Raw genomic sequence first — 25,810 nt, 5'->3', positions numbered from 1 at the left:
CTTAGATTACTTCAGGGGCCAGCGATACGATTTTCATGAACTGCTTCTCGCGCAGCTCGCGGGCCACCGGCCCGAAAATGCGCGTGCCACGGGGCTCGTCGTTGTTATTGAGCAGTACGGCGGCGTTGTCATCGAAGCGGATGTAGGAACCGTCCTTGCGGCGGATTTCTTTCTTCACGCGCACAATAACGGCTTTGCTAACCGTACCCTTCTTGGCATTGCCCGAAGGAATGGCCGACTTGATAGCGACGACGATTTTATCGCCAACTGTCGCATATTTCTTGCCCGTGCCACCCAAAACGCGGATGCAGAGCACTTCCTTGGCACCACTATTGTCGGCTACCGTGAGGCGGGATTCTTGCTGTATCATCGTCCAGGATTATTTAGCACGTTCAACAATTTCAACCAGACGCCAGCGCTTGGTCTTGCTCAGGGGACGGGTGCTCATGATGCGCACTAAATCGCCTTCGCCGCACTCGTTTTTCTCGTCGTGGGCGTGGAACTTGGTGGTCTTGCTCACGAACTTGCCGTAAATCGGGTGCTGGTGTTTCGCAACTACCGCAACCGTGATGGACTTGTCCATCTTGCTGCTGGTCACCTTACCCACAATCTCCTTGCGCATGTTGCGGTCGGAAGCATTGTCGTGGGCCGGCAACAGTTTTTCTTGAGTCGGTTCCATTATTGAGCGGGGTTAGAAGCCTGCTCATTGTTCCGACGCGAAATTTCCGTTTGCAGGCGAGCAACGGCTTTGCGGTTGGTCTTCAGGCGGCCGGGATTTTCGAGCGGGCTGATAGCGTGCGCAAAGCGCATCTGCTGGCCGTTGGTTTGCTCGGTTTTAAGCTGAGTGCGCAGGTCGTCGGGCGACAGGGCGCGGATTTCTTCGTTTTTCATCGGATTAAGCAGCGTTCTCTACGTAGTCGCGGCGAACTACAAAGGAGGTACGAACCGGCAGCTTCTGAGCCGCCAGACGCAACGACTCTTTTGCGGTTTCGAGGCTTACGCCATCCGATTCAAACATAATTTGGCCAGGCTTCACGCAGGCTACCCAATACTCGGGCGAACCTTTACCCTTACCCATCCGCACTTCAGCAGGCTTCTTGGTAATTGGCTTATCCGGGAAAATGCGAATCCATACTTGCCCTTCGCGTTTCATGGCACGGGTCATGGCAATGCGGGCCGCCTCAATCTGGCGAGCCGTAATCCAGGAAATTTCCAGTGACTTAAGCGCGAACGAACCGAAGTCTATGGAGCTGCCGCGGTAGGCTAGGCCTGTTACGCGACCCTTTTGCATCTTGCGATACTTGGTCCTTTTCGGTTGTAACATTTGAGTAAAAAAAGAAAACTTGAAAAATAGTAGCAGTGAACCGTACCCTGAACGAAATGATTCGGGATACGGCTCAGACTAGTTTAATTGCTTAGCGACGAGGACCGCCACCTTGGCCGCCGCGGTTGCCACCGCCAGCGGGGCCACCGCCTTGGCCGCCACGGTTACCACCGCCAGCAGGACCACCACCTTGGCCGCCACGGTTGCCGCCACCAGCGGGACCGTCACGACGCGGGCCACGGTCACCACTACGGTCGCCATCACGACGCGGGCCGCGGTCGTTGCGGTCACCATCACGGCGCGGGCCACGGTCGCCGCCTCGGCCACCACGGTCATCACCTTGGTTACCAGCGGGAACCTGGTTCGGCGAGAGGTCGGGCTTGCCGAACACCTCACCGCGCATTACCCACACTTTAATGCCGATTTTGCCGTACACCGTTTGGGCTTCCGACAAGGCATAATCAATGTCAGCGCGCAGCGTGTGCAGCGGAGTACGACCTTCTTTGTATTGCTCCGAGCGGGCAATTTCTGCGCCACCCAATCGGCCACCGCACTGAATCTTGATGCCTTCAGCACCAGCCCGCATCGCAGCTTGGATAGACATCTTCATCGCACGACGGAACGAGATACGAGCAGCTAACTGCTGAGCGATGCTCTCACCTACTAGGCGAGCGTCCAGCTCAGGGCGCTTAATCTCGAAGATGTTGATTTGAACGTCCTTTTTGGTAATTTCCTTGAGTTCGTCCTTAATCTTATCAACCTCCTGGCCGCCTTTACCAATTACCACACCCGGACGAGCCGTGTTGATGGTAATGGTAATCCGCTTCAGGGTGCGCTCTATAACGATGCGCGAGATGCCGCCCTTCTGGATACGGGCGTTGATGTACTTGCGGATTTTCTCGTCCTCAACGAGCTTGTCGGCAAAATCTTTGCCGCCGTACCAGTTTGAGTCCCAGCCTTTAATAACGCCGAGTCGGAAACCGACGGGATTTACTTTCTGTCCCATGATAGATTAAGCGTTGGCGGGGGTTGCGGTGGGGGTTGCGGCATCGAGAGTCGAGAGCGCATGACGCATCGCGTTCAACTCTTTCTTCGACATCTGCGACTCACGCTGCGGCCCAACTGTGAGCGTGATGTGGTTCGAGCGCTTGCGAATGCGGTGACCACGGCCCTGAGGGGCGGGGCGCAAACGCTTCAACTGCCGGCCTTCATCCACCATGATTTCGGTGACACAGAGGTTAGCATCTTCGATGCGCTCCTCGGGGTTCTTCTGCTGCCAGTTGGCCAAAGCCGACAGGAGCAGCTTCTCAACACGCTCAGCGCCCGAGTTAGCCTCGAAGCGGAGCAGACCGAGGGCCTGGGTTACGCGCTTACCGCGAACCAGATTGGCTACCAGGCGCATCTTGCGCGGCGAGGTAGGCACGTTACGGAGTTTGGCTACTGCTTCCATCTTAACGCTTGCCTTTATCTTTTTTGGCGACGTGACCCCGGAAGTTGCGCGTTGGTGCGAACTCGCCGAGCTTGTGGCCGACCATGTTTTCAGTTACATAGACCGGGATGAACTTGTTCCCGTTGTGGACGGCGAAGGTGTGGCCTACGAAGTCGGGCGAAATCATCGAGCGCCGCGACCAAGTTTTAACCACCGACTTCTTGCCAGCGCTTTCCAGCGCTTCTACCTTTTTCTCGAGCCGGAAGTCAATGTACGGCCCTTTTTTGAGTGAACGTGCCATATATTACTTCTTGCCTTTGCGGCTGACAATCAGGTTTTCGGAGTACTTATTCTTGTTGCGGGTCTTCTGACCCTTAGCGAAGATACCATTACGGCTACGCGGGTGACCACCTGACGATTTACCTTCACCACCACCCATTGGGTGGTCAACGGGGTTCATGGCGACACCACGAACGCGGGGGCGACGACCAGCCCAACGATTGCGACCGGCTTTACCCATCACTACGTTCATGTGGTCACCGTTCGATACCGTACCAACCGTGGCGGTGCAGGTAACGAGTACCATGCGCATCTCGCCGGAAGGCAGCTTGAGGGTAGCGTAACGCTCTTCGCGGGCTACGAGCTGGGCATACGTGCCAGCCGAGCGAGCAATAGCGGCACCCTGACCGGGCTGCAACTCGATATTGTGGACGATGGTACCAAGGGGCATCTCGCGGAGCGGCAACGCATTGCCAACTTCGGGAGCTACACCGGGACCCGATACGATAACGGTATCCACATTCAGACCAGCAGGGGCGATGATGTAGCGCTTCTCGCCGTCGGCGTAATGCAGCAAAGCAATACGAGCGGTGCGGTTGGGGTCGTACTCGATGGTCTTCACCGTGGCCGGCACGCCGGCTTTGTCACGCTTGAAGTCCACGATACGGTACTGGGTCTTGTGTCCACCGCCGATGTAGCGGTTCGACATTTTACCCGAGTGGTTGCGGCCGCCACTCTTTTTGAGCGAGGTCAGCAACGACTTCTCCGGCGTCGCCGAGGTAATCTCGTCGAAGGCCGGGGCCACGCGGAAGCGTTGGCCTGGCGTGGTTGGTCTGAGTTTTTTAAGTGCCATTACTAGCTATTGGGCTTTTGCGGCGAAGGCAATTAGATATTGCCATAGAAATCGATGATATCACCGTCTTTCAGGGTCACGACGGCTTTTTTGCCGTGGGCGCGACGACCCGAAACCTGGCCACCTTTGGTAGCCTTCGACTTGATTTTGCCAATCGTGCGCATCGTATTGATGCCGGTCACGGTGACGCCATAAAGTTGCTCGATGTCTTTTTTAATCTGCACCTTGTTGGCCGTGCGTTCCACTTCGAATACGTAGCGGCCGGTTTCGGTGAGGCTGGTAGCCTTCTCGGTGATAATGGGGCGTTTCAGCGTGCTCATTATTCGGCGGAGTTAGAGGTGTACAATTGCTCCAGCGAACGCAGGCCGTCTTCGCTGATGAGCAGCGTGTCGGTGTTCAACAGGTCGTGGGTGTTGAGACCTACGGCGGTTGAAATCTTCACTTTCTGCACGTTGCGGGCGCTGAGAAGCAGGTTCTTATCGGTAGCTTCGCCGGTCACGTACAAGGTCTTGCGACCGTTGTTGAGCTTCAGGCCATCCAAAACGGCCACGAAGTCTTTCGTGCGGGGAGCGCTGAACGCCAGGTTTTCAACCAAAGCCACTTTGCCATCGCGGGCCAGCACCGAAAGGGCCGACAGACGCGCAACGCGCTTGGTTTTCTTGTTCAGCTTGAAGCTATAGTCGCGCGGACGTGGACCGAACATGCGGCCACCACCTACGAACACACCCGACTTCATCGAACCAGCACGGGCACCACCGGTGCCTTTCTGCTTCTTCAGTTTCTTGGTGGTGCGGGCGATTTCGGCGCGCTCCTTCGATTTGTGCGTACCCTGGCGCTGGTTGGCCAGGTACTGCTTCACGTCGAGGTACATGACGTGCTCGTTCAGCTCGTGGCCGAACACGGCGTCGGACAGCGTAACCTTGCGGCCGGTGTCTTCGCCTTTGCTATTGAATACGGACAGTTCCATCTCTAGTAAGCTTAGCAGGTTATTTCTCCAGGAACACGTAGCCGTTCTTGGCACCGGGCACTGAGCCGCTTACCAAAATCAGGTTCTTATCGGCCACAATGCGCATCACCTTCAGGTTCTGAATCTTGACGCGGTCGGTACCCATGCGGCCACCCATGCGCATTCCCTTGAATACGCGCGAAGGCCACGAGCACGCCCCGATAGAACCGGGGTGACGCAGACGGTTGTGCTGACCGTGGGTTTGACCACCCACACCTTGGAAGTTGTAGCGTTTTACAACACCCTGGAAACCTTTACCTTTTGAGGTGCCTACAACATCAACAAACTCACCCTCTTCGAACAGCGAGGTTTCAACCGTACTGCCGAGAGTATAAGCTGCGAGGTCTTCCGTACGGAATTCAACGAGGCGTTTCTTGGGGGTAGTGCTGGCTTTGGCGAAGTGGCCAGCCAGGGCCTTAGTGGTACGTTTAGCCTTCTTCTCGCCATAGGCAAGCTGAACAGCGTTATAGCCGTCGTTTTCGACAGTTTTAACCTGCGTCACTACGCACGGACCCGCTTCGATGAGCGTGCAAGGGATGTTTTTCCCGTCCGGAGTGAAGAGGCTTGTCATACCGATTTTTTTACCGATGATGCCAGGCATTCTAGTGGATATTAAATGACACAAAAAGAAAAGGCCCGAGTGGCCTTTTCGCTAAGGGAGTGCAAAGGTAGGAATTTTTGCTGAGAAAAACCAAGATAAGCGGGAAAATAATTTTCTCTCAAGCTGTTAGGTGTTCGTAATTCTCCACAGGCATCAGCAAAGCAAAGCTTGCGGTCCCAGCAATTCACTTTCTTCGCTACCTTCTGTAACACAAGTGGGAACCAAAGATAATAAAAAACATAAATGTATTTAAATAATTAAAAATATTAACCTGTCCTGAAAAATAAGCTTTTCTAAATTTCTAACTTCGGCTTAAGTAGCAATCGGGAGGAAAAGATTACTCTTGGAAAGCTGAAAACAATTTTTTTATTGAATTGTATTAATTTTTAGGTAATTTTATAATTAAACAATCATATATTATAATTCTATATATTTTAAATCGAATGGAATTCGGCGGTTTCGGCTGAAGCCAGCTGAAAGACAGCCACTGAAAGTGGGTTGCGCCAGAATGAAATTTTGCTGGCTAAACGCTAACGTCGGTCGTTGGGTAAAAAACAATAATTAATTGACAATCAAAAACTTATCATTCTTTTATGACTAATACTGGCGAAAGTGAGTAGCAACTAAAGTCTTGCCCAAAGGGCATAGCTTTAACTAGCGTGCTTGAAAAGTAAATAATGTCCTACCCCTGCTAAAGCCTGTTACTCCAAATCGTAGCGGCTACTTTTACTTATGGCTACCCTCAAATCATCCATTATTATTTCTGTATATAATAGATTTGATTTTCTAAAGCTAGTTTTAGCTGGCTTAGAAGCGCAAACCGAACAAGATTTTGAAATCATTATCTCAGATGATGGCTCCAATGAGCAATTTGTCGCGCAGTTGAAGCACGTCTGCCAAGTATCACCCTTGCAGATTCGACACAACTGGCATCCTGATGATGGCTTCCGTAAGAACCAGATTCTGAATAGCTCCATTCGCTTGGCACTGGGAGCACAGCTTATCTTTCTAGATGGCGACTGCATCCCTCACCCAGCATTCGTAGCTGAGCATTTGGCACTTGGTGGTATAGGCCGTTGCTTAGCAGGACGCCGCATCGATATTTCCGACCGCCTCACCCGTCAGCTTACGCCAGCCAAAGTGAGGCAAGGCATCCTACAAAACCCATTCACCATAGCGGGGCAGTTGGCAGGCTTTCTCACGCGCCGCACCTTCCATTTCATGAATGGCTTTTACGTTACTACCCCCCTATTGCGTGGCTACTTCAACCGAAAGGAGCGTGGGTTATTAGGCGCTAACTTTTCGGTTATGAAAGCTGACTTAGTAGCTATCAATGGCTTCGATGAGCGTTATACGGCACCCACTTTTGGGGAGGATTCCGATGTAGAGTTTCGTCTTCGGCTACAAGGAGTCAACATAATTCCGGTACTCAATATTGCCGTTGCATATCACTGCTTTCATAAGCTCCTACCCCGCCCTGAAGTGAGCAAGGCGCTGTATGAGCAAGTGGTTCACGATAAGATTGCCTTCACACCTTATGGGTTAACGAAACAGGTATAGAGGAAATATTTGACCAACAGAAAGCCCCTCCAGCGAATGCTGGAGGGGCTTTCTGTTGGTCAAATCTCAGGTTCAGACTTTGATTTCAACGTCAACGCCGCTGGGCAATTCCAGCTTCATCAGCGCGTCAACCGTCTTGCTGCTGGTCGAGAAAATGTCAACCAAACGCTTGTACGTGCAAAGCTGGAATTGCTCCCGGCTCTTCTTGTTCACGTGGGGCGAGCGCAGTACGGTGTACTTCTCCTTTTCCGTGGGCAACGGAATAGGACCACTTACAATAGCACCGGTCGCTTTAACCGCTTTCACGATTTTCTCGGCCGATTTATCGACCAAATTGTGGTCGTAGCTTTTCAGCTTGATTCTGATTTTCTGGTTCATGGTTTTTAGAGGCCGATTGCCTCAGGGTGTGACAAGCTGAAAGGAAACTATTTACCGCCTTTAATTTTAGCAATGATGGCATCTGCCATGTTTTGCGGGACAACCTCGTAGTGCGAGAAAGTAAGCGAAGCCGAGGCACGGCCCGACGACAGCGTGCGCAGGTCGGTTACGTAGCCGAACAACTCCGACAGAGGCACGTCGGCTTTGATAATCTGAGCACCACCCTTGGTATCCATGCCCTTCATCAGGCCACGGCGGCGGTTCAGGTCACCCGTTACCGGGCCGGTGTACTCGTCGGGGCAAACTACTTCAACAGCCATTATAGGCTCAAGCAACTTTGGGCCGGCTTTGCGAGCTGCTTCGCGGAAACCACCACGGGCGGCGAGTTCGAACGACAGAGCGTCCGAGTCAACGTCGTGGAAAGAGCCGTGATACAGCTTCACCTTCATGCCTTCAATCGGGAAGCCAGCCAGCGGGCCCTGCTTCATCGCTTCCTCAAAGCCTTTTTGGATAGGGGCAATAAATTCACGCGGAATTACACCACCTACAATGGCATTGTCGAATTCGAAGCCGGGCTTTTCGGGCTCGGTCTCTTTCGGGCCAAGTTCAAACTCGATATCGCCAAATTTACCACGGCCACCGGTTTGCTTCTTGTAGGTTTCACGGTGGTCAACTTTCTTGGTCAAAATCTCCTTGTAGGCTACCTGTGGGGCACCCTGGTTGATTTCAACCTTGAATTCACGACGCATGCGGTCAATAATGATTTCCAAGTGCAACTCACCCATACCACGGAGGATGGTCTGGCCAGTCTCGGTGTCGGTATTAACGCGCAGGGTCGGGTCTTCCTCGATGAGCTTGGCGATTGCCATGCCCATTTTGTCAACGTCGGCCTGCGTTTTTGGCTCAATAGCGTAGCCGATTACCGGCTCAGGAAACGACATCGACTCTAACACGAGCGGCGATTTCTCGTCGGTCAGCGTGTCACCAGTTTTGATGTCTTTGAAACCCACACCAGCCGCAATATCGCCAGCCTGGATGCTGTCGATTTGGTTCTGCTTGTTGGAGTGCATCTGCATAAGGCGCGAGATGCGCTCCTTCTTGCCGGTGCGGTTGTTCAGCACATACGAACCGCCGTTCAGCACGCCCGAGTAGCAACGGAAGAAGCATAGACGGCCCACGTAAGGGTCGGTAGCAATCTTGAACGCCAAGGCAGTGAACGGCTCCGAGTTGTCGGGGTGACGCTCTACTTCCGCACCATTATCGGGATTGGTACCGATGACGGCGGGCATGTCGAGTGGCGATGGGAGGTAGGCCATTACGGCGTCCAACATCGTCTGCACACCCTTGTTCTTGAAGGCCGAGCCGCACAGTACGGGCGAGAACTTCATGTCGATTACCGCTTTGCGGATAACGACCATCATCTCCTCGCGGGTAATGCTTTCCGGGTCCTCGAAGAATTTTTCCATCAAAGTATCATCGTATTCGGCAACGCTCTCAATGAGCTTTTCGCGCCACTCAGCTACCGTGTCCACGAGGTCTTCGGGCACCGGAACTTCGTTGTACGACTTGCCTTCGGTGGCGTCGTCCCACACAATGGCTTTGCCAGTGAGCAGGTCAACTACACCTTTGAACGTGTCTTCAGCACCAATGGGAATTTGCAGCGGCACGGGATTAGCGCCTAGTTTCTCCTTAATTTCGGCTACAGCCTTGAAGAAGTCAGCGCCGGCACGGTCCATCTTGTTGACGAAGCAAATGCGCGGAACGCTATACTTATCAGCCTGACGCCATACAGTCTCCGACTGCGGCTCTACCCCCGATACGGCGCAGAACAAGGCCACGGCACCGTCCAACACGCGCAACGAGCGCTCCACTTCTACTGTAAAGTCAACGTGACCGGGGGTATCAATGAGGTTGATTTTGTACTGGTGAGTGTCGGGAATCGAATTGCCTTGCGCATCAGTGGGGTAGTTCCAGAAAGTGGTCGTAGCGGCCGAGGTGATAGTGATACCACGCTCCTGCTCCTGCTCCATCCAGTCCATCGTAGCAGCTCCGTCGTGCACCTCCCCAATTTTATGAGTTTTGCCGGTGTAGTACAGAATGCGCTCCGAAGTGGTCGTCTTGCCCGCGTCAATGTGGGCCATGATGCCAATATTGCGCAGGTATTGTAGCTCTTTGTTGACTGCCATTACGGTGGGTTAATTAGCGCGTTAGCGGGTTGATGAGTTTAGGAGAGAAGACAACCAAAACTGGCTAAACATTCAATCTAAACTCATCAACCCGCTAAACGCCCGATGTATTAGAAACGGAAGTGCGAGAAAGCTTTGTTGGCTTCGGCCATGCGATGGGTGTCATCCTTTTTCTTAACGGCAGCACCTTCACCTTTAGCAGCAGCAATGATTTCGCCAGCTAGCTTATCTTTCATGGTTTTTTCCCCACGGCGACGAGCGTACTGAATCAGCCACTTCGAACCAACCGCAATGCGGCGGTCGGCGCGCACTTCAATCGGCACTTGGAAGGTAGCGCCACCCACACGACGGCTCTTTACCTCTACGGTAGGCATCACGTTGTTCAACGCTTTGCGCCACATTTCGAGGCCGCTTTCCTTGGTGCGGCTTTCCACCTGCTCTACGGCATCGTAGAAAATGGTGTAGGCCAGGTTTTTCTTCCCGTCATACATCATATAATTGACGAAGCGGGTTACGAGCGTCTCCTTGAACTTGGGGTCCGGCAGGAGAATACGCTTTTTGGGTTTTGACTTGCGCATGGTTTATTTAGTTGTCAGTTGTTAGCTGCTAGTCGGGAGGGAAGTAGGGATGCTGAGCCTCCCTACCCCCTTCTCATCTAGCAACTGACAACTAATAAATTACTTCTTCTTAGCGGGTGCGCCTTTGCCACCTTTGCCGGCCGCTGCGGCGGGCTGGCCTGGCTTCGGACGCTTAGCACCGTACTTCGAGCGACGCTGCAAGCGGCCGCTTACGCCTGCCGTGTCTAGCGCACCACGAATGATGTGGTAACGAACACCTGGCAAGTCTTTTACCCGGCCTCCGCGAATAAGCACGATGCTGTGCTCCTGGAGGTTGTGGCCTTCACCGGGAATGTACGCGTTTACTTCCTTACCATTGGTAAGGCGCACACGGGCCACTTTGCGCATAGCCGAGTTCGGCTTCTTAGGCGTGGTGGTATACACGCGAGTGCATACGCCCCGACGCTGCGGGCACGAATCAAGAGCGGGCGACTTTGACTTGGTAGTCAGAGCCTCACGACCTTTCCGTACTAGTTGGTTGATGGTTGGCATTTAGCGATTGGTTGAACGAGAGCCGTTTGCTCCCAAATTTTCAGGCCTGCAAAGGTAAGAAAATAGTTTGGCAATAGCAAACTCGCTGAAAAACTTAATTGTCTGGCTGGTAGTGCACCTTACGCGCCTGGCCTACGCCTCCCCTACCGCTCCCCCAAAATTCATGGGGTAGGCCGGGGTTTCTTGGTGCAGTTTGATGGAGCCGTAGCTCTGCTCATAGCGCTGGATATTCTCCTCTAGCGCCGACAGCAGGCGTTTAGCATGTTCAGGCGTAAGGATAACCCGCGCCTTTACTTTAGCCTTTGGAGCACCAGGCATCATACGAATAAAGTCCACTACGAATTCGCTGGAGCTGTGCGCAATCAGGGCCAAGTTAGCGTATTCGCCTTCGGCAATGGCTTCGCTCAACTCTATATTGAGGGCGGTGGGGTCGGGGTTTTGGGGTTGGGTAGGTTGCATTTTATTCGATGGCTTTCAATTTGGTAACGCTGCCTACTTTATTAAAGACAAGCTCATCGTACTGTGTCCAATGTTTTTTGTCCTCAGTCGGAATATAGAAGGCAACCTTGTAAAGCAACTTTTCTTTAATATTAAATGAAGTAATTTCTAAGTTAATTTTTTGAAAATTTTGCTCTGGTTTTTTAACTCTTTTACCAATTGCGTCCTGCACTTCAATCGGTACTTTTGCCAACTCAACCTTTAAGATGAATGCAACAGGTTGAGAATTTTCATTAAATGTTATACTCCCTTGCTCATCACTTTGGTAGAATTCAGCTTGATAGTAACTATATGTTCCATCCTTAGGACATTTAGTACAAAAAAGATGTCCCCAAGAAATATCTTTTGCATTCGACACTAATTTGTGTAGCGATGCAACTATATGTTGAGGAACATCAACAGAATCTACTGATTCATTATAAGTCTTTCCTATTTTAAACTGTGCCTTTTGAGCACTAACTGCTGAGATTCTAGATAACAGCAAAAATTATAAGTATAAAATTTTCATTAAATTTTCAATTTAGTGTGCTGTTAAAACAAAAACCCCCGGCCAGCTCCACGCTAACCGGGGGTTTTGCTTTTACAAACTTACATCAATCCTTATTCCTGCACGGTCGTCTCACGCTTGGCGCGCGAGGGACGCTTGGCAGGGACCACGGCCTGCTCGGCAGCCTGAGCGGCCTGGCGGGTAGCATGGTCCTCTTTCGAAGATACCTCGATACCTTGATACTCGCGCAAGCCAGTACCGGCGGGGATGAGGTGACCAACGATTACGTTCTCCTTCAAGCCCAACAGCTCGTCGGCTTTGCCACGGATGGCGGCCTCGCTCAGCACCTTGGTCGTTTCCTGGAAGGAAGCGGCCGAGATGAACGAAGCCGTACCCAACGAAGCCTGCGTGATACCCTGGAGGGTAGGACGCGATACGGCGGGCTGAGCGTCACGCACTTCCGCGAGTTTAAGGTCGCGACGGCGGAGCGACGAGTTTTCGTCGCGCAGCTTACGAGAGGAGATAATCTGACCCGGACGGAATTCCGAAGAATCACCAGCATCAGTCACGACTTTCATGTCGATAACGATGTCGTTCTCTTCCATCAGCAGCACCTTATCTACGAGCTGATTTTCGAGGAAGCTGGTGTCGCCGGCGTCCATCACAAGCACTTTCTGCATCATCTGGCGGACGATAACTTCAATGTGCTTGTCGTTGATTTTCACACCCTGCAAGCGGTACACCTCCTGAATCTCGTTCACGAGGTACTGCTGCACCGAGCTGGGACCCTGAATATTCAGGATATCGCTCGGGGTGATGGCACCGTCAGAGAGCGGCGAACCGGCCCGTACGAAGTCGTTGTCCTGCACGAGGATGAACTTCGAAAGTGGCACCATGTACTTCCGCTTCACGCCGTCTTTCGACTCCACGAAGATTTCGCGGTTGCCACGTTTTACCGAACCGTAGGTTACTACCCCATCGATTTCCGACACAACGGCCGGGTTCGACGGGTTACGCGCTTCGAAGAGCTCCACAACGCGGGGTAGGCCGCCCGTGATGTCACGGGTTTTGCCCACGGCCCGCGGAATCTTCGCCAGAATGTGGCCGGCTTTCACCTTCACGCCGTTCTCGACGTTCAAGTGAGCGCCTACCGGCATACTATAAGACCTAGCCGAATCGGCATCGGCACCTTTTGCCGGGTGCAGCAATACTGACGGGTTCTGCGCTTTATCTTTCGATTCAACGATTACTTTCTCGCGAAAGCCCGTCTGTTCGTCAGTTTCCTCACGATACGTAATGCCTTCCGTGAGGGCGTCGTACTGAATAGTGCCATCGAACTCGGCCAGGATTACCGCGTTGTACGGGTCCCAGTTTACGAGTTCCTGACCTTTCTCCACTTCCTGGCCTTCTTTAGCAAGCAGGAACGAGCCATACGGAACGTGATTGGAGATGAACACTTTACCAGTGCCTTTCTCCACAATCCTAACTTCGCCCGAACGGCCCATTGCCACGTTGGTTTTTGCTCCTTCGAAGTTGACGCCAGCTACGGTACGGATGTCTTCAAACTCGACAATACCCGCAAACTTGGCGCGGATGTTAGCTTCCACGGCAATGTTTGAAGCCGTACCACCTACGTGGAACGTGCGGAGCGTTAGCTGCGTGCCGGGCTCACCAATCGACTGGGCCGCGATGACGCCAACGGCCTCTCCTTTCTGCACCATCCGACCCGTTGCCAGGTTACGGCCATAGCACTTGCCGCAGATACCACGCTTGCTTTCGCAAGTCAGTACGGAGCGAATCTCTACCGACTCAATGCTGGTAGCATCGATGCGGCGCGTGATTTCCTCCGTGATTTGCTCACCGGAAGCCAGAATCAGCTCGTCGGTCAGCGGGTCAATGATATCATGCACGGCCGTGCGACCGAGGATACGCTCAGCCAGCGGCTCCACGATGTCTTCGTTGTCTTTTAGAGCGAAGGTTTCGGTACCGCGCAACGTGCCGCAGTCCGGCTCATTCACGATAACGTCCTGCGATACGTCAACCAGACGACGCGTCAGGTAGCCGGCGTCGGCCGTTTTCATGGCCGTGTCAGCCAGACCTTTACGTGCACCGTGAGTCGAGATAAAGTACTCGATTACGTCGAGACCTTCTTTGAAGTTCGACAGAATCGGGTTCTCGATAATCTCGCCTACCGAGCCTTGCAGCGACTTCTGGGGCTTGGCCATCAGGCCGCGCATGCCGCCGAGCTGGCGAATCTGCTCCCGCGAGCCACGAGCGCCCGAGTGCATCATCATGTAGATAGAGTTGAAGCCTTGGTTCTCCTTTTCCAGGCGGCCCATCAGCGTCTCCGTAATCTGCGAGTTGATACGCGTCCAGATATCAATTACCTGGTTATATCGCTCATTGTTCGTAATCAGACCCATCTGGTAGTTCTGCATTACGGCAGCTACATCGGCTTGCGCCTGCTTGATGAGAATGTCTTTCTCCTTTGGAATCTGGATATCACCCAGACCCATGCTCAGACCGCCTTTGTAGGCCGACTGGAAGCCAAGGGTCTTGATGTCGTCCAGGAACTGCGCGGTGCGGGCCATACCCGTGCGCTTGAACACCATCGAGATGATTTGCTGAAGCTTTTTCTTGGTCAGCAACTCATCTACGAAACCTACTTCGGCGGGCACGAGCTGGTTGAAGAGCACGCGGCCAGCAACGGTTTCGATAGTTTTCTGAACGAGGTCGTCATTCTCATCGCGAATCATTGTGCGCACCTTGATATAGGCGTGCTTCGACAGCTGCTTTTCGTTGAGGGCGATAACTACCTCTTCGTCAGAGTAGAACGCCCGGCCTTCGCCCTGAATGCTTTCGCCTTCCGTGGAGCGTTTGCCTTTGGTAACGTAGTATAGACCCAGAACCATGTCCTGCGACGGCACCGCGATGGGCGCGCCGTTGGCGGGGTTCAGGATGTTGTGCGACGCCAGCATGAGCATCGAGGCTTCCAGGATAGCAGCTGGTCCAAGGGGCACGTGCACAGCCATCTGGTCACCGTCAAAGTCAGCGTTGAAAGCCGTACAAACGAGCGGGTGCAACTGAATAGCCTTGCCCTCGATGAGGCGCGGCTGGAAAGCCTGAATGCCCAAACGGTGGAGGGTAGGGGCACGGTTGAGGAGCACTGGGTGGCCTTTCAGCACGTTCTCCAGAATGTCCCAAACCACGGCATCCTTGCGGTCCACGATTTTCTTGGCCGACTTCACCGTCTTCACGATACCGCGCTCAATGAGCTTGCGGATGATGAACGGCTTGAACAGTTCGGCCGCCATATTCTTGGGTAGGCCGCACTCATGCAGCTTCAACTCAGGACCAACAACGATTACCGAACGACCCGAATAGTCAACCCGCTTACCGAGCAGGTTCTGACGGAAGCGGCCCTGCTTGCCTTTCAGCATATCGGACAGCGACTTTAGCGCGCGGTTACCTTCGGCGCGCACGGCGTTCACCTTACGCGAGTTGTCGAAGAGCGAATCGACGGCCTCTTGCAGCATGCGCTTCTCGTTCCGCAGAATCACTTCCGGCGCCTTGATTTCAATCAGGCGCTTGAGGCGGTTATTGCGGATGATAACGCGACGGTACAGGTCGTTCAAGTCAGAAGTGGCGAAACGGCCACCATCCAACGGCACGAGCGGACGCAGTTCGGGCGGGATAACCGGCACCATGCGGATTACCATCCACTCGGGGCGGTTCTCCACGCGGGTAGCGGCATCACGAAAAGCTTCTACCACGCGCAAACGCTTCAACGCCTCAGCCTTACGCTGCTGCGAAGTTTCGTGCGCGGCCGAGTCGCGGAGCGAGTAGCTCAGTTCGTCGAGGTTGATGCGTTCGAGCAGCATTTGCAGCGCGTCGGCACCCATCTTGGCGATGAACTTCTGCGGGTCCTCGTTGGGCAGCATCTGGTTCTCGCGGGGCAGCTTATCGATGATGTCCAGGTACTCGTCTTCAGTGAGGAAGTCGAGCTGCTGCACACCTTCTTCGGCTTGCACGCCGGGCTGCACCACTACGTAGCGCTCGTAGTATATAATCTGGTCGAGCTTCTTGGTGGGCAAGCCCAACAGGTAGCCGATTTTGTTCGGCAGGCTCTTGAAGTACCAGATATGGGCTACAGGCACCACCAGTTCGATGTGGCCCATGCGCTCCCGACGCACCTTCTTCTCGGTCACCTCCACGCCGCAACGGTCGCAGATAATGCCCTTGTAGCGAATGCGCTTGTATTTGCCGCAATGGCACTCCCAGTCCTTCACCGGGCCGAAAATCCGTTCGCAGAATAGGCCGCCCATTTCGGGCTTATATGTGCGGTAGTTAATCGTCTCAGGCTTAACTACTTCGCCTGTGCTGCGCTCCAGAATTCCTTCGGGAGAAGCAAGCGAGATAGTAACCTTAGAGAAGTCTTGGACTAATTTCTTATTTTTTGCGAAAGCCATTAGGTATTTGTTAAGCTTTTAGCTGTTTGGCTTTGAACTGCCAGAATATTCTCTAACAGTTTGACGCTACGAAAAGTGCTCTACGGGTCAGACAGATACGCCGCGTAGTAGATTCTCGTCAGGTCTTTTCTACTTATCTATAAACTATAAGCGGCCGGTTCCTTCACTGCCCTGACCTGTCTCGGGACAGCTGTTTCGTACCAACTGCTTTTCAACTGAACTTTATAAAGCTCACTGAGAGTTGGCCGCTAATGCGACCAACTCTCAATAAGAAACTCGGTTACTCTAGCGTGATTTCCAAGGCCAGACCGCGCAGCTCGTGAATCAACACGTTGAACGACTCGGGGATGTTCGGCTTGGGCAATACGTCGCCTTTTACAATGGCTTCGTACGCTTTGGCCCGGCCTACCACGTCATCCGACTTCACAGTCAGAATTTCCTGGAGCACATTGGAAGCACCGAAGGCCTCCAGCGCCCACACTTCCATCTCGCCGAAGCGCTGGCCACCAAACTGCGCCTTACCACCCAGCGGCTGCTGCGTGATGAGCGAGTACGGCCCGATGGAACGCGCGTGCATCTTGTCGTCAACCAAGTGACCGAGTTTGAGCATATAAATTACGCCCACGGTTACTGGCTGGTCGAAGCGGTCGCCGCTCAAGCCATCGTATAGGTAAGCCCTACCCCAGTCGGGCAGGCCAGCCTCCGTTAGCTCATGCGCTACTTCGTCCTCCGTAGCACCGTCGAAAATGGGGGTAGCATACGTGCGACCCATCTTCAGACCAGCCCAACCGAGTACTGTTTCGTAAATCTGGCCGATGTTCATCCGGCTAGGTACACCGAGCGGGTTAAGCACGATATCCATCGGGGTGCCATCGGGTAGGAAAGGCATGTCCTCATCGCGCACGATGCGGGCTACTACCCCTTTGTTACCGTGGCGACCAGCCATTTTATCACCCACCTTCAGCTTACGCTTTTTGGCGATGTACACTTTGGCTAGCTGCACGATGCCGGCGGGCAACTCGTCGCCAACCTCCAACGTGAAGCGCTCGCGCTTAAAGCGGGCCGTGATGGTATTGCGACGCTTAGCATAGTTTTTCACCAAGCGAAGCAACAGCTCATTCACGCGGGCATCGGCAGTCCAATGGTCGAGTTGCAAGTCCTTGAACAGGTTCACCTCTTCCGGTACGGCGTAGTTGCTCTCGTCGCGGTAGGCATTCTTATTGGGGAACAGTGCTTCACTGATGTTCTTCCGGTTGAATTTCACACCTTTCGTTAGCACGTCGTCACCAAAGCGGTGCTTAATTCCTTGGCTAGTCTTGCCTTCCAGCAAGCCCACCAGCTTATCAATCATCACCGCTTTTACGCCGCGCAATTCACGAGCATAGCCTTCCTTGAGGTCCTCAACTTCCTTCTTGGACTTGGCCCGCAGGTTCTTGTCTTTCTTTGGACGCGAAAACAGCTTGGTACCAATTACTACCCCGTTCAAGGAGGGCGGCGCCTTGAGTGAAGCATCCTTCACGTCGCCAGCCTTGTCGCCGAAGATAGCGCGGAGCAGCTTCTCTTCCGGAGTCGGGTCAGTTTCGCCCTTCGGCGTAATCTTACCGATAAGGATGTCACCTTCGCGAACCTCAGCGCCCAGACGAATAATACCGTTGTCATCGAGGTTGCGCACGGCTTCTTCGCTCACGTTCGGAATTTCCGAAGTCAGTTCTTCTTCGCCACGCTTGGTCTCGCGCACTTCCAACTCAAATTCCTCGATGTGAATCGAGGTAAAGATGTCGTCGCGCACTACCCGCTCCGAGATGACAATGGCATCCTCAAAGTTGTAACCCTGCCAAGGCATGAAGGCTACCTGCATGTTGCGGCCCAGCGCCAACTCACCGCGGTTAGTACCATAACCTTCGCAAAGTACCTGGCCTTTAGTAACACGCTCACCGTTTTTAACCAACGGCGTGAGGTTTAGACAAGTATCCTGGTTGGTACGGCGGAACTTAATGAGGCTGTAAGTCTTGCGCTCCGCATCAAAGCTTACTGACACGTCATCTTCCGATAAGTCGTACCTGATGATGATGCGGTTGGCATCTACTGAGTCAACGTATCCTTCACCTTCAGCAATGATGAGCGAACGCGAGTCGATAGCCGTGCGGCCTTCCAGGCCCGTGCCCACAATTGGAGCCTCGGGGCGCAGAAGCGGCACTGCCTGACGCTGCATGTTCGAGCCCATCAGCGCACGGTTGGCGTCATCGTGCTCCAGAAAAGGAATCAGCGAAGCCGCTACCGATACAATCTGGTTAGGTGCTACGTCCATATAGGTATACTCATCCGGTGCTACTACTGGGAAGTCACCTTCAAAACGACCTTTTACCAATTGCTGCGTCATTTTACCCTCGTTGCTAAGCAGCGAGTTGGCCTGCGCGATGTGGTGCGTATCTTCCTCCTCAGCAGTTAGAAACTTTACGTTCTCGCTCATATCTACTTTGCCACTTACCACGGTGCGGTAAGGCGTTTCGATAAAGCCCATTGAGTTTACGCGAGCATGCACGCACAGAGAGGAAATCAGGCCGATGTTCGGGCCTTCTGGCGTTTCAATCGTGCAAAGACGACCATAATGCGTATAGTGCACGTCACGTACTTCGAAGCCAGCACGCTCGCGGCTTAGACCTCCCGGCCCGAGTGCCGATACGCGACGCTTGTGCGTCACCTCAGCCAGCGGATTGGTTTGGTCCATGAACTGAGACAGCTGGTTGGTACCGAAGAACGAGTTAATTACGCTGGACAGCGTACGGGCGTTAATCAGGTCAACCGGCTTGAAGTCCTCGTTGTCGCGTACGTTCATGCGCTCCTTGATGGTGCGCGCCATACGGGCTAGTCCTACCCCAAACTGGGCGTACAACTGCTCCCCTACCGTGCGCACGCGGCGGTTGCTCAAGTGGTCGATATCGTCCACGATGGCCTTAGAGTTAATCAGACCAATCAGGTATTTCACGATGAGCACGATGTCCTCGTTCGTCAGTACCCGTGACTGCTGCTCCATACCAATCTGAAGCTTCTTATTAATCCGGTAGCGGCCTACCTCACCGAGGTCATAGCGCTTATCGGAGAAGAAAAGCTTCTGGATAATGTCGCGGGCAGTTTCTTCGTCAGGTGCCTCAGTGTTACGGAGTTGACGATAAATCTGCTCAACGGCCTCTTTTTCTGAGTTGGAGTTGTCCTTCTGCAACGTATTGTAAATAATTGCAAAATCCGCAATATTCACGTTCTCCTTATGCAAAATAACCGACTTAGCGCCGGCCTCCACGATAGTATCAATATCAGCTTCCTCAATAGTTGAGTCACGCTCCAACAATACCTCATTCCGGTCGATAGAAACTACCTCCCCGGTATCCTCATCCACAAAATCCTCCGTCCACGTCCGAAGCACACGCGCGGCCAACTTACGGCCCACCGCTTTTTTCAGGTTCTTCTTATCAGCCTTAACCTCTTCGCTCAAGCCAAACAAGTCCAGAATATCTTTATCAGTGCCGTAGCCAATAGCGCGGAGCAGCGTTGTAACCGGGAATTTCTTCTTCCGGTCGATGTACGCATACATCACGTTGTTTACGTCCGTAGCAAATTCAATCCAAGAACCCTTGAATGGAATAATGCGCGCCGAATACAGCTTAGTACCGTTTGTGTGCTTGCTCTGGGCGAAGAAAACACCCGGCGAGCGGTGCAACTGCGATACGATAACGCGTTCAGCGCCGTTAATTACAAACGAGCCTTTTTCCGTCATGTACGGAATGTTGCCCAAGAAAACCTCCTGCTCTATTGTCTGGAAGTCCTCGTTATCCTTGTCGTTGCAAATGAGCTGTAGCTTCGCTTTCAGCGGCACTGCGTAGGTCAGGCCGCGGTCGATACACTCATCCACCGTGTATTTCGGTGGGTCAACATGGTAATCAATAAAGTTGAGCACGAAATTCTCGCGCGAGTCCGAAATCGGGAAGTTCTCGGCAAATACCTTGAACAAACCTTCATTCGTACGGCTTGCAGCAGCCGTCTCGAGTTGGAAAAACTCTTGGAACGACTGTACCTGTACGTCCAGAAAGTCCGGATACTCGATAACTTTCTTAATCTTGGCGAAGTTGATTCGCTCACTGGCGCCGGTCAAATGTTTGACCTCGGCCGCCTCTAGTGCTTTCGGTGTAGCCAATTGGAAAGATTTTAAAAAATGTACGCGTAAGCTGCTTTAATTACACGAGTTAGCTTGCTGTCAAATTGAGACTATAAAACAACTTTTTACACCTGCACCTACGGTAAAAAGTTACTATATAAACTCAGTCATTATGAGCGCAGGAAAGGACCTTACCACGTCGCTTGTCAAATGAGTCCGAAACTCTGACGACTTTTAACGTGATAAGGTCCTTCATTTTGCTTTGCTCCATTCGGGATGACAGAAGAAGAAAACTGCTAGCGTAAGATAACCACAAATAACAGCTTCTGGTTGCAAAACTCGACTTATTCTCTACAAACAGGAAAAGACCTGGCTAAGTGCCAGGCCTCATCCGATTCGGGAGCAAGCCCGTAGGCGAACCTACTTAACTTCTACCTCGGCACCAGCTTCTTCAAGCTGCTTCTTCAGGCCTTCCGCTTCGTCCTTGGTAACACCTTCTTTCAAAGCCTTAGGGGCACCGTCAACCAGTTCCTTAGCCTCTTTCAGGCCGAGGCCCGTCAGGTCTTTTACCAATTTCACCACCTGCAGCTTAGCGCCGCCGGCCGACTTCAGGATTACGTCGAACGAGGTCTTCTCCTCGGGAGCCTCAGCAGCAGGGCCAGCATTGCTAGGACCAGCTACGGCCGCAGCAGCAGCCGGCTCGATGCCGTACTCGTCTTTCAGGATACCTGCGAGTTCGTTTACTTCTTTAACGGTGAGGCTAACAAGCTGCTCAGCGAAGGCTTTCAAATCTGCCATTTCTGTAGATTGGTAAAAAGGGGTTGTTAAAAATTAATTGAAAGTTGAAAAAGATGAGCAGCGGTTAGCCTGCAACCTCTTCTTTTTCGGAAAGCGTTTTGAGAAGGCCAGCCAGGATATTGCCACCGCTCGACAGAGCAGAGATAACGTTTTTGGCAGGCGATTGCAACAAGCCGATAACCTCACCAATGAGTTCGTTCTTGCCTTTGATAGTGCTCAGCGTGTCAAGCTGGTCGGCACCAATGTAGATGCTGGCATCTACGTAGGCACCTTTCAGCACGGGCTTGGGCGTTACGCCGCGGCCATAAGCCTGAGCTTTGTAAAAGTCTTTCAGCAGCTTGGCGGGCGTCGAGCCGCTCTCTTTCGAGAACAATACACCTGACTGACCTTTCAGCGCCTCACTCATCTCACTAGTATCGCTAGCGAGAGTGTCGAGAGCTTTGCGGATGAAAGAGTTTTTGTAGACTTTGAACTCCAAGCCCCGATTGAAGCAGAGGCGACGGAAATCGTTGATTTTCGCTACCGACATCCCGGAGGCATCGGCGATATAGAATGCGTTGTGCGACTGAAACTTCTCGCTCAACTCATCCACGAGGGTTTGTTTTTCTTCCCGATTCATGGTTGGTTGATGTTATTAGTTAGCGGAAGAAACCGTGCTGTCAACCGGCACGGCCGGCGACATAGTACTGCTAAGCGTGATGCTACGGATATAGGTGCCTTTCGACGAAGAAGGCTTCAAACGACCAAGCGTCTGAATCACTTCCAAGGCGTTCTCAGCTAGCTTAGTGGGGTCAAACGATACCTTACCTACTGAGCAGTGAATAATACCGGTTTTGTCAACTTTAAAGTCGATTTTACCAGCTTTCACTTCCTGCACCGCCTTAGCTACGTCAGTCGTTACCGTACCTGACTTCGGGTTTGGCATCAGACCACGCGGGCCGAGTACGCGACCCAGACGACCAACCTTAGCCATTACCGAAGGCATGGTGATGATTACATCGATATCGGTCCAGCCTTTCTCGATTTTGGCGATATAATCGTCCAGACCAACGAAATCGGCACCAGCTGCGATAGCTTCTGCTTCTTTGTCGGCGGGCACGAGGGCCAAAACGCGAACGGTTTTGCCAGTGCCGTGGGGCAGGGTAGCAACACCGCGCACCATCTGGTCGGCTTTGCGGGGGTCCACACCAAGGCGAACGTCGATATCAACCGAGGCGTCAAACTTAGTGTAAGTGATATCTTTCACCACTTGCGCAGCTTCGAGCAGGCTGCGTACCTGCGTCAGGTCGTGTTTGGCAAGGGCTTCCTTGCGCTTTTTGCTGATTGCTGCCATTGTGTATGTCCTCCGGTTAGTTATTCAGCAAAAGGCGAGTCGCCCTTCACGGTGATACCCATGCTACGAGCCGTACCGGCCACTTGCTTCATGGCCGACTCCACTTTGAAAGCGTTCAAGTCGGGCATTTTGGTTTCGGCGATGGTGCGAACCTGGTCCCATGTTACGGAACCCACTTTATTACGGTTAGGCTCTTTCGAGCCGTTCTGCAACTTGGCGGCGTCCATAAGGAGAACCGGTACCGGGGGAGTCTTGATGACGAAGTCAAAAGACTTATCGGTGTACATCGTAATCAGGACGGGGCAGATTTGGCCAGCTTTATCCTGGGTGCGCGCATTGAACTGCTTGCAAAACTCCATGATATTCAAGCCTTTACTACCAAGCGCAGGTCCAATCGGCGGCGCGGGATTCGCGGAGCCTCCCTTTACCTGAAGTTTCAGGTAACCTCTAATTTCTTTGGCCATTTGGTTGATAAAGCTGCGATTGGCGTGACGTAACTCGCGTCAACCTCAGTTCAAGTAATACTCCTAAGTGGAAGCCCCGCCTGACCGGAGTGGATATCAGGCGACGTATAACAGTCACTATTCTTTCTCTACCTGGGTGTAACTCAACTCTACTGGCTGAGCACGTCCAAAAATCTTGACAATAACATTGAGCTTCTTACGCTCTTCAAATACTTCGTTTACATTACCGCTGAAGCCATTGAATGGGCCATCGATAACTTTCACCAGTTCGCCCACCGTGAAAGGCGTTTCGAGCTGGGCGGTTTGTTCTTCGGCCTCATCTACTACCCCTAGCAACCGGTTCACTTCGGTGAGTGACAACGGAACTGGCTTAGCATTAGTCGTTTTGGTTTCTTTGTCGCCCAGAAAACCAATTACGCCTGGAGTAGAGGTAATGATATTCTGCACCTCGCCGTGGGTCAAATCCGAATGGATAATGATGTAGCCAGGATACAGATTCCGCTCACGAACGCGCTTCTTACCATTGCGCATCTCAAAAACCTTCTCGACCGGAATCAAAACCTGTGGCAACAATTCCTGCAGATTATGGCGACCTATTTCAGTCTCCATATACGTCTTAGCTTTCTTTTCCTGGCCGCTCACGGAGCGTACCACGTACCATTTCAAGTCACCCATTTCTTATAACCTAGCGGGCGAAAGATTGATAAAAAGCTTGCAGCGCGTTATTGAAGCTTACATCCATCAGACCAACTACGGCGGCGAAAACGAGAGAGCCAATCAACACTAGGCCGGCACTCTTTTGCAGTTCGGCAGTCGAGGGCCACGTTACGTTATAACGCATCTCCTCGACGGTATCGCGGAAATAGTTGTTCAGCTTAGCCATGATTGCAAAAAGCCAGTGAAGGTGTGAAATACCGCCGCTACCGCGACTAAAAGTGGCACGAGTGGAGAGATTCGAACTCCCATCAAAGGTTTTGGAGACCTCTATTCTACCCTTGAACTACACTCGTAAGTAACAAAACCAGTAGCACTATTTGCCAAAGGGAGTGCAAAGGTAAGCAACTTTTCGGACAAAACAAATCCGCCCCTGAGGTTTCAGGGGCGGATTGTCTTAATTATTAGTCAAAAGACTAAAACTAGTCGAGAATTTCGGTTACCTGACCGGCACCTACCGTACGACCACCCTCGCGGATAGCGAAACGCAGGCCCTTCTCCATTGCCACTTTGTTGATAAGCTCAACCGTGATGGTGATGTTGTCGCCGGGCATTACCATTTCAACGCCCTCGGGGAGGGTGATGATGCCGGTAACATCGGTGGTACGCAGGTAGAACTGCGGACGGTAGTTGTTGAAGAACGGGGTGTGGCGGCCGCCCTCCTCTTTCGAGAGAACGTACACCTCGGCCTTGAACTTCTGGTGGGGAGTTACCGAGCCGGGCTTGCAGATAACCATGCCGCGACGGATGGCTTCTTTTTCAATGCCACGGAGCAACAGACCTACGTTGTCACCAGCTTCGCCACGGTCCAGGATTTTGCGGAACATTTCCACACCCGTTACCGTCGATTTCAGGCCTTCGGCACCCATGCCGAGGATGTCAACTTGCTCACCCGAGTTGATGATACCGCGCTCGATACGACCGGTAGCAACAGTGCCACGGCCAGTAATCGAGAACACATCCTCAACAGGCATCAGGAAGGGCAGGTCGGTCAGACGAGCAGGAATCGGAATGAACGAGTCAACCGCGTCCATCAATTCTTCGATTTTGGGTACCCAGTTGGCGTCGCCGTTCAGGCCACCGAGGGCCGAACCCTGGATAACCGGAATGTTGTCGCCATCGAAGTTGTAGAACGAGAGGAGTTCACGGATTTCCATTTCCACGAGTTCAAGCAGCTCAGGGTCATCCACCATGTCCACTTTGTTCATGAACACCACCAGTTGGGGAACACCTACCTGACGGGCAAGCAGGATATGCTCGCGGGTCTGGGGCATCGGGCCGTCGGTAGCAGCCACCACCAGGATAGCACCGTCCATCTGAGCAGCACCGGTTACCATGTTCTTCACATAGTCAGCGTGACCAGGGCAGTCAACGTGTGCGTAGTGACGGTTAACCGTCGAGTACTCTACGTGCGAAGTGTTGATGGTTATACCACGCTCTTTTTCCTCGGGGGCGTTATCAATCGAACCGAAATCGCGCTTTTCGGCCAAGCCTTTGCCAGCCAGCACCTGCGTGATAGCAGCAGTTAGGGTAGTCTTGCCGTGGTCGACGTGACCGATGGTGCCGATGTTTACGTGCGGCTTCGACCGGTCGAAATTTTCTTTAGCCATTGTAAAGAGGTAGAAAAAGAGGGGAAGTAAAAATTAAAAGCAAGTGGCCTTATATGGCAAGGAAGCGAAACCCAGCCAGGGCCAATTCAGGCTTGTGTGCTGTGTATCGCTTCTTTTGCTGACCCGGCCTTAACCCGACCCGAAGGTAGGGAGTTCCGTAAAATGCTGAGCCATTTATGGGATTTGAACCCATGACCTCTTCCTTACCAAGGAAGTGCTCTACCACTGAGCTAAAACGGCTTAAAAGGTACTTTCGAATTTTAGACCGTGAGCGGGAGACGAGGTTCGAACTCGCGACCTGCAGCTTGGAAGGCTGCCGCTCTACCAGCTGAGCTACTCCCGCAGTTGGTCTAAACTTCTAAAATGTGGGGGTAACAGGACTCGAACCTATGAACCCGAAGGAGGTGAGTTACAGTCACCCGCAATTGCCACTATGCGATACCCCCATTTATAAACAAATCCGGCCGTTTACCGGAATTGAGACGCAAAAGTACGGATTTTTCGGCAGAATGCAAGAGTACATTCAGAAAAAAGTGATTCCCTACCCCCTCTTTTTTACTGA

The 25,810-nt window shown here is 52.7% G+C and carries 27 protein-coding genes and 4 tRNA genes; 1 reads left to right on the top strand and 30 read right to left on the bottom strand.

Annotation, left to right across the window (positions count from 1 at the left end; all coding sequences use genetic code 11):
• Position 1: 1 nt before the first annotated feature.
• The 11 genes from A0257_16190 to A0257_16140 all read right to left on the bottom strand — a co-directional run bounded on the left by A0257_16190 (position 2) and on the right by A0257_16140 (position 5,492).
• A complete protein-coding gene (locus tag A0257_16190; GenBank protein ID AMR28479.1) occupies positions 2-370 on the bottom strand; it encodes a 50S ribosomal protein L14 in 369 nt (122 codons plus the stop codon).
• 9 nt (positions 371-379) lie between these two features.
• Complete coding sequence (locus tag A0257_16185; protein ID AMR28478.1) at positions 380-679, bottom strand: 30S ribosomal protein S17; 300 nt, start codon at positions 677-679, stop codon at positions 380-382.
• A complete protein-coding gene (locus A0257_16180) occupies positions 679-891 on the bottom strand; it encodes a 50S ribosomal protein L29 (GenBank protein ID AMR28477.1) in 213 nt (70 codons plus the stop codon). Before A0257_16180 ends, A0257_16185 begins: the two co-directional genes overlap by 1 nt.
• Before the next feature lie 4 nt (positions 892-895).
• Positions 896-1,324 (bottom strand): 50S ribosomal protein L16, encoded by a 429-nt coding sequence (locus tag A0257_16175; GenBank protein AMR28476.1) that lies wholly within the window; start codon positions 1,322-1,324, stop codon positions 896-898.
• Between the two features lie 91 nt (positions 1,325-1,415).
• Positions 1,416-2,330, bottom strand: a complete 915-nt coding sequence (locus tag A0257_16170; GenBank protein ID AMR28475.1) for a 30S ribosomal protein S3 — start codon at positions 2,328-2,330, stop codon at positions 1,416-1,418.
• Between the two features lie 6 nt (positions 2,331-2,336).
• Positions 2,337-2,792, bottom strand: a complete 456-nt coding sequence (locus tag A0257_16165) for a 50S ribosomal protein L22 (GenBank protein AMR28474.1) — start codon at positions 2,790-2,792, stop codon at positions 2,337-2,339.
• The gene (locus A0257_16160; GenBank protein AMR28473.1) at positions 2,776-3,054 is read right to left on the bottom strand and encodes a 30S ribosomal protein S19; all 279 of its coding nucleotides are present in this window, start codon (positions 3,052-3,054) and stop codon (positions 2,776-2,778) included. Before A0257_16160 ends, A0257_16165 begins: the two co-directional genes overlap by 17 nt.
• A 3-nt stretch (positions 3,055-3,057) precedes the next feature.
• The gene (rplB, locus tag A0257_16155; protein ID AMR28472.1) at positions 3,058-3,885 is read right to left on the bottom strand and encodes a 50S ribosomal protein L2; all 828 of its coding nucleotides are present in this window, start codon (positions 3,883-3,885) and stop codon (positions 3,058-3,060) included.
• Between the two features lie 32 nt (positions 3,886-3,917).
• On the bottom strand, positions 3,918-4,205 hold the full coding sequence (locus A0257_16150; protein AMR28471.1) for a 50S ribosomal protein L23: 288 nt from the start codon (positions 4,203-4,205) through the stop codon (positions 3,918-3,920).
• Positions 4,205-4,852 (bottom strand): 50S ribosomal protein L4, encoded by a 648-nt coding sequence (locus A0257_16145; GenBank protein AMR28470.1) that lies wholly within the window; start codon positions 4,850-4,852, stop codon positions 4,205-4,207. Before A0257_16145 ends, A0257_16150 begins: the two co-directional genes overlap by 1 nt.
• Before the next feature lie 19 nt (positions 4,853-4,871).
• On the bottom strand, positions 4,872-5,492 hold the full coding sequence (locus A0257_16140) for a 50S ribosomal protein L3 (protein ID AMR28469.1): 621 nt from the start codon (positions 5,490-5,492) through the stop codon (positions 4,872-4,874).
• 732 nt (positions 5,493-6,224) lie between these two features.
• On the opposite strand from A0257_16140, the gene A0257_16135 reads away from it, so the two are divergent.
• The gene (locus A0257_16135; GenBank protein AMR28468.1) at positions 6,225-7,052 is read left to right on the top strand and encodes a hypothetical protein; all 828 of its coding nucleotides are present in this window, start codon (positions 6,225-6,227) and stop codon (positions 7,050-7,052) included.
• Between the two features lie 72 nt (positions 7,053-7,124).
• Here the strand turns inward: A0257_16135 and A0257_16130 are convergent, their stop codons facing one another.
• The 19 genes from A0257_16130 to A0257_16040 all read right to left on the bottom strand — a co-directional run bounded on the left by A0257_16130 (position 7,125) and on the right by A0257_16040 (position 25,694).
• Complete coding sequence (locus A0257_16130) at positions 7,125-7,430, bottom strand: 30S ribosomal protein S10 (GenBank protein AMR28467.1); 306 nt, start codon at positions 7,428-7,430, stop codon at positions 7,125-7,127.
• Between the two features lie 47 nt (positions 7,431-7,477).
• On the bottom strand, positions 7,478-9,616 hold the full coding sequence (gene fusA / locus A0257_16125) for an elongation factor G (GenBank protein AMR28466.1): 2,139 nt from the start codon (positions 9,614-9,616) through the stop codon (positions 7,478-7,480).
• Positions 9,617-9,726: 110 nt separating this feature from the next.
• Complete coding sequence (locus A0257_16120; GenBank protein AMR28465.1) at positions 9,727-10,194, bottom strand: 30S ribosomal protein S7; 468 nt, start codon at positions 10,192-10,194, stop codon at positions 9,727-9,729.
• A gap of 99 nt (positions 10,195-10,293) precedes the next feature.
• Entirely contained in the window at positions 10,294-10,725 is a 432-nt protein-coding gene (locus A0257_16115; protein ID AMR28464.1) for a 30S ribosomal protein S12, read from the bottom strand.
• A 132-nt stretch (positions 10,726-10,857) separates the two neighbouring features.
• The gene (locus A0257_16110; GenBank protein AMR28463.1) at positions 10,858-11,184 is read right to left on the bottom strand and encodes a hypothetical protein; all 327 of its coding nucleotides are present in this window, start codon (positions 11,182-11,184) and stop codon (positions 10,858-10,860) included.
• A gap of 1 nt (position 11,185) precedes the next feature.
• Positions 11,186-11,416: a hypothetical protein gene (locus A0257_16105; protein AMR28462.1), complete on the bottom strand. Its 231-nt coding sequence runs from the start codon at positions 11,414-11,416 to the stop codon at positions 11,186-11,188.
• A 407-nt stretch (positions 11,417-11,823) separates the two neighbouring features.
• Positions 11,824-16,179 (bottom strand): DNA-directed RNA polymerase subunit beta', encoded by a 4,356-nt coding sequence (locus A0257_16100; GenBank protein AMR28461.1) that lies wholly within the window; start codon positions 16,177-16,179, stop codon positions 11,824-11,826.
• A 280-nt stretch (positions 16,180-16,459) separates the two neighbouring features.
• Positions 16,460-20,326: a DNA-directed RNA polymerase subunit beta gene (gene rpoB / locus A0257_16095; protein ID AMR28460.1), complete on the bottom strand. Its 3,867-nt coding sequence runs from the start codon at positions 20,324-20,326 to the stop codon at positions 16,460-16,462.
• Between the two features lie 423 nt (positions 20,327-20,749).
• Complete coding sequence (locus A0257_16090; GenBank protein ID AMR28459.1) at positions 20,750-21,127, bottom strand: 50S ribosomal protein L7/L12; 378 nt, start codon at positions 21,125-21,127, stop codon at positions 20,750-20,752.
• A 64-nt stretch (positions 21,128-21,191) separates the two neighbouring features.
• A complete protein-coding gene (locus tag A0257_16085; GenBank protein AMR28458.1) occupies positions 21,192-21,746 on the bottom strand; it encodes a 50S ribosomal protein L10 in 555 nt (184 codons plus the stop codon).
• Between the two features lie 15 nt (positions 21,747-21,761).
• Positions 21,762-22,460 carry a 50S ribosomal protein L1 gene (locus A0257_16080; protein ID AMR28457.1) on the bottom strand — a complete coding sequence of 233 codons (699 nt, stop codon included), beginning with the start codon at positions 22,458-22,460 and terminating at the stop codon, positions 21,762-21,764.
• 20 nt (positions 22,461-22,480) lie between these two features.
• The gene (locus A0257_16075; protein ID AMR28456.1) at positions 22,481-22,924 is read right to left on the bottom strand and encodes a 50S ribosomal protein L11; all 444 of its coding nucleotides are present in this window, start codon (positions 22,922-22,924) and stop codon (positions 22,481-22,483) included.
• A 117-nt stretch (positions 22,925-23,041) separates the two neighbouring features.
• Positions 23,042-23,599: a transcription termination/antitermination factor NusG gene (locus tag A0257_16070; protein ID AMR28455.1), complete on the bottom strand. Its 558-nt coding sequence runs from the start codon at positions 23,597-23,599 to the stop codon at positions 23,042-23,044.
• Positions 23,600-23,609: 10 nt separating this feature from the next.
• Complete coding sequence (locus A0257_16065; GenBank protein AMR28454.1) at positions 23,610-23,807, bottom strand: preprotein translocase; 198 nt, start codon at positions 23,805-23,807, stop codon at positions 23,610-23,612.
• A gap of 53 nt (positions 23,808-23,860) precedes the next feature.
• Positions 23,861-23,934, bottom strand: a tRNA-Trp gene (locus tag A0257_16060).
• 126 nt (positions 23,935-24,060) lie between these two features.
• On the bottom strand, positions 24,061-25,248 hold the full coding sequence (gene tuf, locus A0257_16055; GenBank protein ID AMR28453.1) for an elongation factor Tu: 1,188 nt from the start codon (positions 25,246-25,248) through the stop codon (positions 24,061-24,063).
• Between the two features lie 168 nt (positions 25,249-25,416).
• A tRNA-Thr gene (locus A0257_16050) sits at positions 25,417-25,488 on the bottom strand.
• Between the two features lie 30 nt (positions 25,489-25,518).
• Positions 25,519-25,591 (bottom strand) — tRNA-Gly (locus A0257_16045).
• Between the two features lie 23 nt (positions 25,592-25,614).
• Positions 25,615-25,694: transfer RNA gene (locus tag A0257_16040), tRNA-Tyr, on the bottom strand.
• Positions 25,695-25,810: the final 116 nt, after the last annotated feature.

The sequence above is a fragment of the Hymenobacter psoromatis genome (genome assembly GCA_001596155.1).
Classification (GTDB): Bacteria; Bacteroidota; Bacteroidia; order Cytophagales; family Hymenobacteraceae; genus Hymenobacter.
This window is presented reverse-complemented; position numbering and strand designations above follow the sequence as displayed.

Bases quoted from the DNA above. Each gene is read 5' to 3' on its own strand.
- rplB (AMR28472.1), bottom strand. From the start codon at position 3,885: ATGGCACTTAAAAAACTCAGACCAACCACGCCAGGCCAACGCTTCCGC.
- A0257_16190 (AMR28479.1), bottom strand. From the start codon at position 370: ATGATACAGCAAGAATCCCGCCTCACGGTAGCCGACAATAGTGGTGCC.
- A0257_16065 (AMR28454.1), bottom strand. From the start codon at position 23,807: ATGGCTAAGCTGAACAACTATTTCCGCGATACCGTCGAGGAGATGCGT.
- A0257_16150 (AMR28471.1), bottom strand. From the start codon at position 4,205: ATGAGCACGCTGAAACGCCCCATTATCACCGAGAAGGCTACCAGCCTC.
- A0257_16070 (AMR28455.1), bottom strand. From the start codon at position 23,599: ATGGGTGACTTGAAATGGTACGTGGTACGCTCCGTGAGCGGCCAGGAA.
- A0257_16185 (AMR28478.1), bottom strand. From the start codon at position 679: ATGGAACCGACTCAAGAAAAACTGTTGCCGGCCCACGACAATGCTTCC.
- tuf (AMR28453.1), bottom strand. From the start codon at position 25,248: ATGGCTAAAGAAAATTTCGACCGGTCGAAGCCGCACGTAAACATCGGC.
- A0257_16130 (AMR28467.1), bottom strand. From the start codon at position 7,430: ATGAACCAGAAAATCAGAATCAAGCTGAAAAGCTACGACCACAATTTG.
- A0257_16175 (AMR28476.1), bottom strand. From the start codon at position 1,324: ATGTTACAACCGAAAAGGACCAAGTATCGCAAGATGCAAAAGGGTCGC.
- A0257_16170 (AMR28475.1), bottom strand. From the start codon at position 2,330: ATGGGACAGAAAGTAAATCCCGTCGGTTTCCGACTCGGCGTTATTAAA.
- A0257_16080 (AMR28457.1), bottom strand. From the start codon at position 22,460: ATGGCAGCAATCAGCAAAAAGCGCAAGGAAGCCCTTGCCAAACACGAC.
- A0257_16085 (AMR28458.1), bottom strand. From the start codon at position 21,746: ATGAATCGGGAAGAAAAACAAACCCTCGTGGATGAGTTGAGCGAGAAG.
- A0257_16075 (AMR28456.1), bottom strand. From the start codon at position 22,924: ATGGCCAAAGAAATTAGAGGTTACCTGAAACTTCAGGTAAAGGGAGGC.
- A0257_16160 (AMR28473.1), bottom strand. From the start codon at position 3,054: ATGGCACGTTCACTCAAAAAAGGGCCGTACATTGACTTCCGGCTCGAG.
- A0257_16135 (AMR28468.1), top strand. From the start codon at position 6,225: ATGGCTACCCTCAAATCATCCATTATTATTTCTGTATATAATAGATTT.
- A0257_16180 (AMR28477.1), bottom strand. From the start codon at position 891: ATGAAAAACGAAGAAATCCGCGCCCTGTCGCCCGACGACCTGCGCACT.
- fusA (AMR28466.1), bottom strand. From the start codon at position 9,616: ATGGCAGTCAACAAAGAGCTACAATACCTGCGCAATATTGGCATCATG.
- A0257_16145 (AMR28470.1), bottom strand. From the start codon at position 4,852: ATGGAACTGTCCGTATTCAATAGCAAAGGCGAAGACACCGGCCGCAAG.
- A0257_16120 (AMR28465.1), bottom strand. From the start codon at position 10,194: ATGCGCAAGTCAAAACCCAAAAAGCGTATTCTCCTGCCGGACCCCAAG.
- A0257_16140 (AMR28469.1), bottom strand. From the start codon at position 5,492: ATGCCTGGCATCATCGGTAAAAAAATCGGTATGACAAGCCTCTTCACT.
- A0257_16115 (AMR28464.1), bottom strand. From the start codon at position 10,725: ATGCCAACCATCAACCAACTAGTACGGAAAGGTCGTGAGGCTCTGACT.
- A0257_16090 (AMR28459.1), bottom strand. From the start codon at position 21,127: ATGGCAGATTTGAAAGCCTTCGCTGAGCAGCTTGTTAGCCTCACCGTT.
- A0257_16110 (AMR28463.1), bottom strand. From the start codon at position 11,184: ATGCAACCTACCCAACCCCAAAACCCCGACCCCACCGCCCTCAATATA.
- A0257_16100 (AMR28461.1), bottom strand. From the start codon at position 16,179: ATGGCTTTCGCAAAAAATAAGAAATTAGTCCAAGACTTCTCTAAGGTT.